We start from the raw sequence: 13,419 nt of genomic DNA, 5'->3' as shown, positions 1-13,419 counted from the left end.
GCTGTAATAACCCGCTTTCATGCGGGTTATTTTCAGACCATAGTTGACGATTTGTCATAATTTGATTTTTCTGCAGCGAACACTGGAGAGTGTTAACGCTGCTAAGTAGCTGAATAATTGAAATTCGCTATGAGTAAGTAACTTATTCTTGCCCGGCCAGCATATATGCTGGCTTTAAAGCACCAAGTATTGACGAAACGTCACTCATGGAGATTGTGATGAAAGACAGTATCTACACTTTACCGATCAAACGTGCTTATATCGTCCTGGCGATAATGACGGCACTGCTGATCGCCGCGACTATCGGCGCCAAAAACCTCTATTTCCGCGGAGATTACAACATCTTCTTCGACGGAAATAACCCCCAGCTGCAAGCCTTTAACACTATCCAGAACACATTCAGTAAAACAGACAACATCAGCTTTGTTGTTGCGCCCAAAAACGGCAATGTCTTTACACCCGACACCTTGTCTCTTATCCGGGATCTGACCAACGACAGCTGGCAGATTCCCTTTTCCAGCCGCGTCGACTCGTTAGCAAACTATCAGCACACAGAGGCGATTGAAGATGATCTGCTGGTCGAAGATTTGCTGTTAGACGAGTACCCGCTTGATGCGCCGCGTATCGCGAAAGTGAAATCAGTCGCCTTACAAGAACCTTTGCTCCGTGATTCACTTATCTCATCCAGCGGTGATGTTGCTGTAGTGAACATCACTTTACAAATGCCTAAAGTTGACGAAACGACAGAAATCACCACCGTTACTGATTATTCCCAAACCTTGCTGGCGAAATACCGGGCCGAATTTCCTGAGGTTGATTTCTATCAGGCAGGTATTGTCGCGATGAATCGTACTTTCATGGACATGGCCATGAAAGACAGCAGCACACTGGTACCGACCATGCTGCTGATTGTGCTGGTTTTTCTGGTATTAATGCTACGCACTGTGACCGGTGTTCTTGCAACTCTAATTGTGATTATCGGTTCTGTGGCGTCCACTATGGGCCTGTCCGGCTGGGCAGGCATGTTCCTCAGCACAGCCACAGTTAATGTGCCAACCCTGGTGCTCACACTCGCCGTTGCTGACTGCGTTCATGTTATTGCCACTATGCGGCAAGGCATGCAGCGGGGCATGCTCAAAAACGAAGCCATCGGCTACAGCATCAAACTCAATGCGATGCCGGTACTGATTACCTCGGTAACAACGGCGCTTGGCTTTTTAATGATGAATGCCTCTGATTCCCCGATCCTGCGTGATTTGGGTAACCTGGCCGCTCTGGGGATAATGATCGCCTGCTTCCTGTCGGTTTCTCTGCTGCCAGCGTTACTGACTGTACTACCTTTGCGTGCCCCGGCCGTGAAGCCGGCTGGCCAGCACAGCTGGACCGATAAATTAGGCAATCTTGTGGTTAATCATCGCAAAATCATCCTGCCTTTATCGGTGATCGTTCTGACCGGCGCTACCCTGCTTCTGCCCCGTAATGTGGTCAACGATGAGCCAGTCAAATACTTCGCCACAGACAGCCAATTCCGTCAGGCGGCCGATTTCATGGCTGAAAATATCAGTGGAATGACCACCATCAGCATTGCTATTGACTCAGGTCAACCTCAGGGGATTGCTGATCCTGGCTTCCTGAACATTCTGAATCAGTTTACCAACTGGTTGCGTGAACAACCTGAGACCGACCATGTCGCCAGCCTGAGTGATGTTTACAAACGCCTGAACAAAAACATGCATGGTGATGATGACAGCTGGTATCGCCTGCCGAACGACAGAGAACTGGCCGCACAATATCTGTTGCTGTATGAAATGTCTTTGCCATACGGCCTGGACCTTAACAACCAGCTCAACGTAGATAAATCATCCGTGAAACTGACGCTGACCACCAAGAATGTCGGCAGTAAAGAACTGGTAGCCCTGGAAGCCCGTATTAATGACTGGTTTGATGCTAATGCGCCGGGTTACGCCATTATGGCGTCCAGCCCGAACCTGATGTTCGCCCATATTGGCGAAACCAACATGGCCAGTATGTTATCGACACTACCGGTTACGCTGGTGCTGATCTCCGCACTGATGATTTTCGCTCTGCGTTCACTGCGGCTGGGTGTGATCAGTCTTATTCCCAACATCGCCCCGGCGATTCTCGGATTCGGACTCTGGTCACTCTGGTCCGGTGAAATCAACCTTGGGTTGTCTGTGGTGGTCACTCTCACACTCGGTATCGTTGTCGATGACGCCGTACATTTCCTCAGCAAGTATCAAATCGCACGCAAAGAAGGCCGAAATGCCGAAGAAGCCGTTCGTTATGCCTTCAGCACTGTTGGCCGCGCGTTATGGATCACAACCGTCGTACTGGTTGCCGGCTTCTCTGTACTGGCCAGCTCCAGTTTCCGTCTGAACAGTGACATGGGCCAGCTCAGTGCCCTGATCATTTTCATTGCCCTGGTGGTGGACTTCTTGCTGCTGCCCTGCATGTTGATGCTCTTTGACCGTAAGCCGGTGGAACAGGCTGACACCGAGACAGCCAGACCGGATAGCAAGAACCCAATTAACCAGAAACCATTGGCCCAATAACCTTTTAGCCAAAGATTAGGAGAAAGCTCATGACAGACAAAACAGCCAAAATCACGCAATGGCTAGCGCCTATAGCCATGATTACTGCATTGGGTATGGCTATCATACCGGCGGTATGCCATGCGGGTAACGAACAAGGGTTAGAGATTGCCAAGGAGCGAAAACTGCGTGATACCGGTTGGGGCGACAGCATTGGGGAAATGACCATGTTGCTATCCAACGCACAAGGGGAAAGCAGCACCCGAAAAATGCGTATCAAGACACTGGAAGTGGCTGATGATGGCGATAAAGGCCTGACGATTTTCGACCAGCCCCGTGATGTGCAAGGCACAGCTTTTCTGAATTTCGCCCACACAACCAAGCCTGATGACCAATGGCTTTATCTGCCAGCGCTGAAGCGGGTAAAACGTATTGCTTCGCGCAATAAATCAGGCCCTTTCATGGGCAGCGAGTTCGCCTACGAAGATTTAAGTTCATTTGAACTGGAAAAATACGACTTTACCTATCTGGGTGATGACACCGTTAAAGGTGAAGCCGTATTCAAACTCCGGCAAGTGCCGACGGATGAATACTCAGGTTATACCAAGCAGTTGGTATGGTTGGATAAAGACCATTACCGGCCTTTGAAGGTGGAATTCTATGACCGTAAAGACAGCCTGCTGAAGACACTGACTTTTAACGACTATGAGCAGTATCTGGGCAAATACTGGCGCGCGCATACGATGACAATGAATAACATCCAGACTGGCAAGACAACGGTACTGACCACCCATAAACTGACGTTTAACAATGGCCTTGATGAGAGCGATTTCAATAAGTCCAGCCTCAAGCGTGTCAAATAATCTCAGGCAGGAGCAAGCATGATATACCGATTTTCTGCATTGCCCCTGTTTCTGGCTGCCTCAGTAGAGGCAGCTGGTATCAGCGGCCAGATAAACCTTGAACAACGTCAGTTTTTGCACCCTGGTCTTGAGGGCCAGGACAAAAGCCAGACCTCTGTGGTGATAGAACCCGAATGGTACACAGAGTGGCAGGACGGTGACGCCCGGCTGACCATTCAGCCATTCTACCGCTGGGACAGCATGGACGATGAACGTACCCATTTCGATCTGCGTGAATTCATGTATCTGCAACTGATCGATGACTATGAGCTCAGAATGGGCGTCGGGAAAGTTTTCTGGGGCGTGACCGAGTCCATTCACCTGGTGGATGTGATTAACCAGACCGATAACGTCGAATCTGTCGACGGCGAGCAAAAACTCGGGCAGCCTATGATCAATGTTGCAGCCGTCAAAGACTGGGGCACAGTGAATGCCTTCATCCTCCCCTACTTTCGTGAACGTACTTTCGCCGGTAAAGACGGGCGGCTGCGGCCCCCACTGCCGGTAAATGACGATGCATTATATGAATCTTCAGCCGAGCAGGAGCACATCGACTGGTCATTGCGCTACAGCCACTATTTTGGCGACTGGGATGTCGGTGCCAGCTTTTTTCAGGGGACCAACAGAGATCCCTACTTCCTGCCGGGACGTACCAGCCTGACGCCATACTACGCCCAAATGGACCAGACCAGCATGGATGTTCAGGGCATTTTTGGCAGCTGGTTATTAAAGCTTGAAGCGCTTTACCGTGACAGCCTGGAAAACCACTCCGCCGTGGTCACAGGGTTTGAATACACACTCGTCGGTGTCTTCGATACCTATTGGGATCTTGGCCTGATTGCCGAGTACCAGTACGATTCCCGATCACTGAGTCTGAATCAGAATGACCTGTTTCTGGGTACACGATTTGCACTCAATGACATAGACGGTACAGAAATTTTAGTTGGGATTAATCAGGATCTGGACAGCAGTCAGGAATCTACCGGCAGAATTGAAGCCTCCGCACGGATAAACAACAACTGGAAATGGCGGGCTAACGCCTGGTGGTTCGACGCCAGCAGGCTTGACAGTCCACTTTATTTTGTTCGTAAAGACGACTTCATAGAGCTGGCTCTGGAATATTATTTCTGAGCCAATTTTCCATTTTATTCAAAAACCTGCCGGAACTGTAACAGTCTGAGTTCCGGCCTTTGCAAGATACCTGTCGCTCTTTCCCGGCTGAACATACCCTACTCGTGCATCACAGCGACATCTGCAAAAAACTCGTGCAGCCCAGCCTTTTATTTATCGCCAGCCTGAATGAAAATGACATTGTGAGTCAAAAAACAACCTATACATTCAACACCCTAATCATTCAGAAAAAACAGACAACAATAATGAATGATATTAATCGAAGTAAGATCACAAGAACTAAAAATATCAAAGACAGGCAAGCTTCATTTCAAGGCATAAATTGGTCATTTTGCCTTTCTGATATCAGTCTTAACGACATTTTTCATAACAAATTAAATTGTTAATAGCAGATAAGTCATTGAAGTCACACATCCGAAGAATAATAGCCTCACTATTTAGCTTTTACTAATTTTTCAGTCATTCTGAAAATATCTCTTTTAAACATATTTCTCTGTTCTATATTCAGCTAGAGGGCATATATCGACAAGGACTGTGACATGTTCGGGTTATCTAACAAGAATAACGTAACTCAAGACGCGTACAACTCACTTCAACAGCAACTTCAGGAAACCACCAATACCTTAGCTGCAATCAGGGATTCCTTTGCATCTATTGAATTTACACCATCAGGAGAAATCATCAGCGCCAACCAACATTTCCTTAATACCATGGGATACAGCCTAAATGACATTCAGGGTAAACATCACAGGATTTTTTGTACCGATGAAACCAAACAAAGTCAGGAGTACCAACAATTCTGGTATCAGCTAAGTCAGGGCAAGCAAATTAAGGGACTGTTCCAGCGTATGACTAAAAACGGGAAAGACATTTGGCTGGAAGCCAGTTATTGTCCGGTTTTCGACGATCAAGGGAGTGTTTATAAAGTCATTAAAATTGCTTCTGACACCTCAACAAGAGTCGCAGAGCACCATGAACTTGCCAGTCAGACACAGGCGGTTTCCCGCTCCATGGCGGTTATCGAATTTGATCTCAATGGTAATATATTGCACGCCAATGAAAACTTTTTAGCAACGGTCGGCTACACATTTGATGAAATCAAAGGAAAACATCATCGCCTGTTCGTCACCCCAAGCTATGCTCAAACCAGTGAATATCAAAACTTCTGGTACCAGCTCAATCAAGGGCAATTCATGGGCGGTAAGTTTGAACGGGTAAACAAAGCGGGCCAGACTCTATGGCTGGAAGCCACCTACAACCCTATTTTTGATACCAATGGCAAACTGTATAAAGTCATAAAATTTGCCACAGATATTACACAGACAGTCATTCTCGGCCAGGAAAACAGTCAGCTGGCTTATGACTTGTCAGTTAAGACCCGGCAGTTATCCGCCGAGGGAAGTCATTCGGGTAATCAGGCTATCGAACAGATGGTACAAATGGTTGAGGCGTTAAATTCAACCTCAGATGTGATATCCCAGCTTGAGGAACAGTCAAAAACCATCACTAACATGGTGGACACCATTTCCGCCATTGCCGATCAAACCAATCTGCTGGCGCTCAATGCGGCCATTGAAGCAGCCAGAGCGGGCGATCAGGGACGAGGCTTTGCCGTTGTTGCCGACGAAGTTCGCCAGCTAGCTTCGCGCACCAATGAGTCGACCGTGAAAATTGATAATGTGGTTAAGCAAAACAGTCAATTCACGACCCAAGCCGTATCCTCAATGTCTGAAATTATTGCCCGCGCTGAAAGCAGTATGGAAAAAGTCAAAGAAGCCAGCACATCCATTCAAGACATTGAAGACAGTATTAACGATGTTGTTATGGCCGTGCAAAAAATGTCAGCAGTCAGTTAACTCCTGCCCTGCCGACAATCTGTCTCTTGAGCATCTTTCCATGCTCAAGAGGCAGATGTTCAAGAGGCAGATTCATAAGCGACAAGTGTTCAAGAGACATTCTCTCAGAAAGAAAAAGCCTGCCCTGACAGCGCAACATATCAGTGAGCCAGGCGTTTCGGAAAATCAAAATACAGCAACTGACAATATTCCGGCCCGAACGCCTGCCATGTTTCTGCCTCAATTGCAAAAACCGCCAGGCCACAGGTCGGAACATTGTCGGTTTTTAATCCAAGACGGCCCACCAGTTCATTGATGGCGGGATTGTGGCAGACCACCATAAGCCGTTCAACCTCATCAGGCACCGACTGAATAATGCTGACCACTTCATGGGCAGAATCGGTATACAAGCCCACTGTGGTTGCCAGCTCAGTAGGATGCGGATGCAACGCCTGTTCAAAAAATTGCGCGGTCTGGAATGCCCGCTCAGCGGTACTGGATAGAATTCGCTGGGGCAGCGCCTGCCAGGCGGCGAACCGGGTTGCCATCTCAGCCGCGTTTTTCAGGCCGCGCTCATTCAGCGGGCGATCATGATCATCCAATTCCGGGTCATCCCAGGATGACTTGGCGTGACGAACAATATAAAGCAGTTTCATAGCCGCAAACTCCCCGTTAGTCTTTTGCTCCAGTGCTGTTTGTACTAATCCTAGCGCAAACAAAACGGCTTAACACCGGCTAGGCGAAAGCGCTTTACTGTGCTGATTTAACGGCCCTGGCCAGCTGATTCGCGGCTTTTTCCGGATCAGCCTGCTTACTGTGGAAAAAATCGGTCACTACGTCAAAAATTGCTGCCTGCACATAGCTGGTACTGGCAAGCCCCTGAGAAATACTGGGTACCAGAGTATTATTTTGCTGATTTAATTGAAAAGCAGCTGCAGAGGCCAGTGAACAACTGTCGAAACCTGTCATGTCCACATCGGTACGCACGGGGATGGAGCCTTTCGCTAAATTAAATTTTCGCTGAAAATCAGGTGTCAGAATGGTATGTGCCATCGTTTCCTGCGCCTGAATACTCAGGTCATCGCTATGCTTAAAAAAAGCAAAACTGTCGATGTTGTATGTAAAGAAGCCTTGGGTGCCCGGAGCTGGCACACACAGAATCTCCTTACCCAGAGTTTTCCCCAACGCAGAAAATTCCCCCTTCGCCCAGTCCCCCATGAACTGCATCGCGGCTTTCCCTTCCATCAGCATGGTACTGGCGTCGCTCCATTCCATGGCCTTGGTTTTCACATCAATGTATTGCCGCATTCGCTCGAACTGGCGGAAAACATCCACCATCTGCTCACCGGCCAGCAGGTCTGAATCTAAGTCAACAAAAGCACGGCGATAACCCTGAGGACCCAGTACCGCCAGCGCCACAGATTCGAACAAGGTCACCTCTTGCCAGGGATCGCTGCCCAAGGCTATGGGTACAATATTGGCCTGCTTCAGTTTGTCTGCCGCAACAAAAAACGACTCAAGCGAATCCGGCACAGTCGCACCGGCTTTCTCCAGCAAGTCCGGGTTAATCCATAACCAGTTAACACGGTGAATATTCACAGGAACGGCCACATAATGGCCCTGATATTTCATGATCTGGCTGATAACCGGTGGCAATAGCTGATCCCAGCGCTGAACATTTGCCACCTCATCAAGACTGGTCAGAAAACCCAGCATGCCCCACTCTTGCAAGTCGTAACCTTTGAGCTGTGCCGCCGAAGGGGGATTCCCCGACACAGCACGGCTTTTCAGCACTGTCATGGCACTTTCACCGCCACCACCCGCAATAGCAAAGTTCTTCCAGCCGATACTCTGCTGTTCAAGGCTATCCTGCAACACTTCCGCGGCTTTCATTTCACCTTTCGCTGTCCACCAGTGAAGCACTTCAACCTCTTGCTCAGGCTGCTGACCAGCATCAGATGCACTCATGACCGGCGCAGACAAGAATGCCGATACCGAAGCCGTGATTAACACCGCTGCCAGCGACAGTGTGCGATAGCGCCCCGCTGAAACACTCATGTTCATTTAGGTTCTCTTACTTTACGCCGTGTCTGCTGTGAGTAGATGCGGCTATCATCAGTCCATCAGGCGAGGCAGGATCATCGTCACTTCCAGCCCCCCTTGCTCCATGTTGCGGATAGACATTTCACCGCCATGGGCATGTAAAATATTGCGCGTTATTCCCATGCCGAGGCCATGGCCTTCATCATCCTTCGCTAATCTGACATAAGGTTCATACACACTGTCCATTTTATCCTCTGGAATCCCCGGCCCCCTGTCCTGCACCCGAATAACCAGACTCTCTGCTGTGTCTTCGGTCAGTACCCAGACTTCCTGACCGTATTTCACCCCGTTATCAATGATGTTGCTTAAACAACGTTTAAGGGCCAGCGGCTTACCCGTAAGTGGCGCAATGTCTGCAACAGGCAAATGCACTGTAATACTGTTTCTGTTATGCCCTTCGGCAATACTGCGTATCACTTCTGCCACATCCACCTGGGCCAGATTTTCATGCAGATCGGTATCCCGTACTGTCTGCAGCGCCCCTTTGACCATCATTTCCAGCTCATCAAGATCTTTATTGAACTTGTCGATTTTGGTGTCATCTTCCAGTAGTTCTGCACGCAACCGAAGACGGGTGATCGGGGTTTTTAAATCATGGGAAATGGCGGAAAACAAATGTTCCCTGTCATCAATATAACGACGCAGGCGCTGCTGCATCCGGTTAAAGGCCCGGGTCGCGGTGACCAGCTCACTGGCACCTTCTTCCTTGAGCTGCGGCTGATAAATATCCATGCTCAAGGCATTAGCGGCATCCGCTAACTGCTTGAGCGGTTTCGTTTGGCGCCGGATCATTGTATAGGTGAAGAAAAGCAGCAAGGCGGTGATGAACAGCAGAAACAGCACTTGTTGCTTAGTAATGATCTCATCCTCCAGCGTGGAGTACGGCGCTGGTAACAAAGCGGCGATATACAGCCACTCGTTGTCCGCCAATTCCAGCTGCACCACCAGAATCGGCGGATTCAGCGGCTCCAGACTCAGCGTGTAATGCGCCCAGGAACGGGGTAAGTCACTCAACAGAATGTCATTTTTCAGTACATGCAGGGTTTCAGGCCGTGAAAACTCCACCCGGATAACGTCCAGGCGCGGCAGTTTGTCATGCAGCACTTCCTGTATTGCTTTAACTGCGGTGTTTTTCATACTGGAACCGGGGATAGGATCGATCCGTATTTCTTCTTCGTTGAATGAAACAAAAAAACGGGTGCCGCCCATGTTCCGAATCTGATCCAGAACGATGTGCCGGTACTGTAAAGGCAGGGATTCAAAAAAAGTGACAGTGGAAGCAAACATGGTGGCCATACTGGTGGCCGCCGATTCCAGTCCGGCCAGATCCCGACGCTTAGACTGCCCGTACCATATCAGCGTCGCAATCATTTGTGCCAGAAACACAGCCAGCAAGGTAAACCACAAAGTGCGGGCCATCAGGGATTGAGGCCACCATTTTTTCCTGTTGATCATCTGCTGAGCTTTCCGGTCAGTTATCCGTTTCGTAAGTGACATCTGCATTAAACAGATAGCCGTTTCCCCGCACTGTTTTGATTAACCGCTGCTGACGCCCTTTGTCACCCAGGCGCTGGCGTAACCGGCTCAGCTGGACATCTACCGCACGCTCAGACGGCTGCGCATCACGCCCGCGTGTCGCAAAGAAAATCGTATCCCGGTCGAGCACTTCATTGGGACGACTGAGAAACAGTAAAAGCAGCGCGTAGTCACTGTTGGTCATTTCATAGGTGCGCTGAGTCTGCGTATCCTGCAGAGACTGAGCAGCCGTATCCAATCGCCAGTGATCGAATAAAAAGGCTTTTGGCAACGACGGGTTCACCGGCTGGTTCGATTCTGTTGGCTGTACTCTTCGCAGCAGCGCTTTAATTCGCGCCATTAACTGACGGGGGCTGAATGGCTTGGCAATATAGTCATCCGCGCCGAGCTCCAGCCCGACAATCTGATCCATCTCGTCTGATACGGCTGTGAGCATGATAATCGGGACGGCAGACGTTTTCCGGACATGCTGACACAAAGTGAAACCATCCTCACCGGGCAGCATAATATCCAGCAATATCAAATCCGGCTCACTGATGGTCAGTTCCCGTTTCATTGCCACACCGTCTTCTGCTGTTACAACACGGAAGCCCTGCTTGCCCAAATATTCGCCCAACAGTTCACGAATCTCCTGATCATCATCCACGACCAGTACTGACTTGTCCGCAACCATTCTGATTTCCTCATTGCGGCCATTTCCGGCATGGTAAACAGGTACTCATGACAGATAAAAGCAGCATCTTTGCACATATACGACTCAAAAATGTAAGATACCAGACTCCGGCCCAAAACGCTTGGGGTTCAATGTAACGCTAAAGTAACAGGCACCGTGATTACCGGCTCATCACAGTATGTTGCACCCGTTGAGTATATCCCTTTACCCGAAATGGTTGAAAATTCATAAACTAACAGGCTACCCATACACATTTTGTGGATAAGGTTACATTTTTGTCTGGCCTGCCGTCATACTATAGAAACCGGTATCTTTATGGATATGTTCTGTTTTAATCCGTCGCCCAGGCCATGCAGGAAGACAGTCGCCATGACAGTGAAAAAATATAAAGGCTCAGCCGGTGGCTGGGGAGCGCTAGCAAGCACCACCCGTCACCTGGTGAAAAGTGAAAATATCACCCGAAACATACGGAATCTGCTGAAAACCAATCAGGATCAGGGGTTCGACTGTCCGGGCTGTGCCTGGGGCGAAACCGATGAACCGGGACATTTCCGCTTCTGCGAGAACGGCGCCAAAGCCGTGAACTGGGAGGCAACCCGCCGTCGGGTAACGCCGGATTTCTTTGCCCAGTACCCTGTCGGCTGGTTACAACAGCAAAGTGATTATTTTCTTGAATATCAAGGCCGCCTCAGCCATCCGGTTCGTTATAACTCACAAACGGATCATTATGAGTCCATCAGTTGGGACGAGGCTTTTTCACTGATTGCTGAGCACCTGCAAGGTCTGGACAGCCCGAATCAGGCCGAGTTCTACACCTCTGGCCGTGCCAGCAACGAAGCGGCTTTTTTGTATCAGCTTTTTGTCCGGGCGTTTGGCACCAACAACTTCCCGGATTGCTCCAACATGTGCCACGAGGCAAGCGGTGTCGCGCTCAAGCAGTCAATAGGGATTGGCAAAGGCACAGTGCGTATTGATGATTTCGAAAAAGCCGATGCCATTTTTGTGTTCGGACAAAATCCGGGCACCAATCACCCCCGCATGTTAGATACCTTACGTAAAGCCTCCAGACGCGGAGCCGCTATAGTCACTTTCAATACACTGAAAGAACGCGGTTTAGAGCGCTTTACCAACCCGCAGTCGCCGGCAGAAATGCTGACCGGCGGAGCAACAACGATCAGCAGTCATTACTTCACGCCAAAACTGGGTGGTGATATGGCGGTGATACGCGGCATGGTTAAAGTACTGATCGCTATGGATCACAGTTCAATTGAACAGGGCAAGGGCTCTATTTTTGACCACAGTTTCATTCAGGCCCACACTCAGGGCCTTGAAGCGTATCTGGCGGAAGTGGCAGCCACTGACTGGTCTCTTATCACAGAGCAATCTGGCCTGTCGCAACAAGATTTGGAATACGCAGCAAACCTGTACCGGCATTCTGAACGCGTGATCATCACCTGGGCGATGGGGATCACTCAGCACAAACACTCAGTGAATACGATACAGGAAATTGCCAATTTACAACTTCTTTTCGGGCAATTAGGTAAGCCCGGAGCCGGTCTTTGCCCGGTGCGCGGCCACAGTAATGTGCAGGGTGACCGTACCATGGGGATCAATGAGAAGCCCACCCCAGATTTTAATCAGAGGATAGAAACAACCTTTGGATTCACCCCACCGGCGGCGCACGGTCACAACACGGTGCAGGCCATCAAAGCCATGCTGACCGGCGAGAGCAAAATCTTTATCGGACTGGGTGGAAACTTCGCTTCGGCAACACCGGATACCCGGCTGACTCAGCAGGCATTAGCGAATTGCGATCTCACGGTCAACATCGCCACCAAGCTGAACCGCAGCCATTTGATCACAGGTAAAAACAGTTTGATCCTGCCGTGCTTTGGCCGCACCGATGTTGATCTTCAACAATCCGGCCCGCAGTCGGTGACAGTCGAAGACTCGTTCAGTATGGTGCATGCCTCAGGCGGTGTGGTTGAAAGTGACACAGGCGAAATGCGCTCAGAACCTGCCATAATTGCCGGTATCGCCAAAGCGACATTGGGCAATCATCCGGTCGACTGGGATTCGTTAATTGATAACTATGACAGAATTCGCGAACTTATCGCCAAAACTATCCCTGGCTTTACCGACATGAACCAGAAACTGAAACAGCCGGGCGGGTTTTATCTGGGCAACAGCGCGGCAGAGCGTATCTGGCATACCGATTCTCAACAAGCCACCTTCATCGCGCATCCGCTGCCAACTCACCTGCTGCCGGCCAATCTGCGTGCACTCAGCGACGATCCTGTTTTTGTGCTGCAGACTGTCCGTTCACACGATCAGTACAACACCACAATTTACGGTTTTGAAGACAGATACCGCGGGATCTCTGGCGAGCGCAAAGTCTTGATGATCAACCCGGCTGATATCGACGCTCTCGGCATGGCGCCGGGTGACCGGGTCGATGTGACATCACTGTCAGCCGATGGCGTAAAACGCACTGTTTATGGTTTTAAGCTGGTAAGTTATGACATTCCCACTGGCAATATTGCCGCCTATTTCCCGGAAACGAATCCCTTGGTGGCATTAGACAGCGTCGGTGACCTGAGTGATACCCCGATATCCAAGGCTATCCCCATTGTTCTCGCACCCAGCCAACTCAGTGAAGAGCGCATAGACTTATCACCCTACTGATC

The 13,419-nt window shown here is 49.7% G+C and carries 9 protein-coding genes; 5 read left to right on the top strand and 4 right to left on the bottom strand.

Annotated elements, in window-relative coordinates; all coding sequences use genetic code 11:
- The first annotated feature begins 218 nt into the window (after positions 1 to 218).
- From Q4491_RS14395 to Q4491_RS14380, 4 genes are all read left to right on the top strand, one after another.
- Entirely contained in the window at positions 219 to 2,573 is a 2,355-nt protein-coding gene (locus Q4491_RS14395) for an RND family transporter (protein WP_303458369.1), read from the top strand.
- Positions 2,574 to 2,650: 77 nt separating this feature from the next.
- The gene (locus tag Q4491_RS14390; protein WP_303458416.1) at positions 2,651 to 3,415 is read left to right on the top strand and encodes an outer membrane lipoprotein-sorting protein; all 765 of its coding nucleotides are present in this window, start codon (positions 2,651 to 2,653) and stop codon (positions 3,413 to 3,415) included.
- An 18-nt stretch (positions 3,416 to 3,433) separates the two neighbouring features.
- Complete coding sequence (locus tag Q4491_RS14385; protein ID WP_192016424.1) at positions 3,434 to 4,585, top strand: hypothetical protein; 1,152 nt, start codon at positions 3,434 to 3,436, stop codon at positions 4,583 to 4,585.
- Between the two features lie 539 nt (positions 4,586 to 5,124).
- The gene (locus Q4491_RS14380; RefSeq protein ID WP_303458366.1) at positions 5,125 to 6,441 is read left to right on the top strand and encodes a PAS domain-containing methyl-accepting chemotaxis protein; all 1,317 of its coding nucleotides are present in this window, start codon (positions 5,125 to 5,127) and stop codon (positions 6,439 to 6,441) included.
- Positions 6,442 to 6,581: 140 nt separating this feature from the next.
- Here the strand turns inward: Q4491_RS14380 and Q4491_RS14375 are convergent, their stop codons facing one another.
- From Q4491_RS14375 to Q4491_RS14360, 4 genes are all read right to left on the bottom strand, one after another.
- Positions 6,582 to 7,076 carry a histidine phosphatase family protein gene (locus Q4491_RS14375; protein ID WP_237796294.1) on the bottom strand — a complete coding sequence of 165 codons (495 nt, stop codon included), beginning with the start codon at positions 7,074 to 7,076 and terminating at the stop codon, positions 6,582 to 6,584.
- A 94-nt stretch (positions 7,077 to 7,170) separates the two neighbouring features.
- Entirely contained in the window at positions 7,171 to 8,388 is a 1,218-nt protein-coding gene (locus tag Q4491_RS14370; RefSeq protein ID WP_237796323.1) for an ABC transporter substrate-binding protein, read from the bottom strand.
- Between the two features lie 147 nt (positions 8,389 to 8,535).
- Entirely contained in the window at positions 8,536 to 9,978 is a 1,443-nt protein-coding gene (locus Q4491_RS14365) for an ATP-binding protein (protein ID WP_303458363.1), read from the bottom strand.
- A 16-nt stretch (positions 9,979 to 9,994) separates the two neighbouring features.
- Positions 9,995 to 10,732, bottom strand: a complete 738-nt coding sequence (locus tag Q4491_RS14360) for a response regulator (RefSeq protein WP_192016420.1) — start codon at positions 10,730 to 10,732, stop codon at positions 9,995 to 9,997.
- Positions 10,733 to 11,101: 369 nt separating this feature from the next.
- Between Q4491_RS14360 and Q4491_RS14355 the strand changes: the two genes are divergently transcribed.
- On the top strand, positions 11,102 to 13,417 hold the full coding sequence (locus tag Q4491_RS14355) for an FdhF/YdeP family oxidoreductase (RefSeq protein WP_303458361.1): 2,316 nt from the start codon (positions 11,102 to 11,104) through the stop codon (positions 13,415 to 13,417).
- Positions 13,418 to 13,419 lie beyond the last annotated feature (2 nt).

The sequence above is a fragment of the Photobacterium sp. 2_MG-2023 genome (assembly GCF_030547675.1).
GTDB classification, from domain to species: domain Bacteria; phylum Pseudomonadota; class Gammaproteobacteria; order Enterobacterales; family Vibrionaceae; genus Photobacterium; species Photobacterium arenosum.
The sequence above is the reverse complement of the archived record's forward strand: the minus strand, read 5'-3'. Positions and strand labels throughout refer to the sequence as shown.

Excerpts from the sequence above, each read along its gene's own strand:
- Q4491_RS14390 (WP_303458416.1), top strand. The coding sequence starts at position 2,651 with ATGATTACTGCATTGGGTATGGCTATCATACCGGCGGTATGCCATGCG.
- Q4491_RS14385 (WP_192016424.1), top strand. The coding sequence starts at position 3,434 with ATGATATACCGATTTTCTGCATTGCCCCTGTTTCTGGCTGCCTCAGTA.
- Q4491_RS14355 (WP_303458361.1), top strand. The coding sequence starts at position 11,102 with ATGACAGTGAAAAAATATAAAGGCTCAGCCGGTGGCTGGGGAGCGCTA.
- Q4491_RS14395 (WP_303458369.1), top strand. The coding sequence starts at position 219 with ATGAAAGACAGTATCTACACTTTACCGATCAAACGTGCTTATATCGTC.
- Q4491_RS14375 (WP_237796294.1), bottom strand. The coding sequence starts at position 7,076 with ATGAAACTGCTTTATATTGTTCGTCACGCCAAGTCATCCTGGGATGAC.
- Q4491_RS14360 (WP_192016420.1), bottom strand. The coding sequence starts at position 10,732 with ATGGTTGCGGACAAGTCAGTACTGGTCGTGGATGATGATCAGGAGATT.
- Q4491_RS14380 (WP_303458366.1), top strand. The coding sequence starts at position 5,125 with ATGTTCGGGTTATCTAACAAGAATAACGTAACTCAAGACGCGTACAAC.
- Q4491_RS14365 (WP_303458363.1), bottom strand. The coding sequence starts at position 9,978 with ATGATCAACAGGAAAAAATGGTGGCCTCAATCCCTGATGGCCCGCACT.
- Q4491_RS14370 (WP_237796323.1), bottom strand. The coding sequence starts at position 8,388 with ATGAGTGCATCTGATGCTGGTCAGCAGCCTGAGCAAGAGGTTGAAGTG.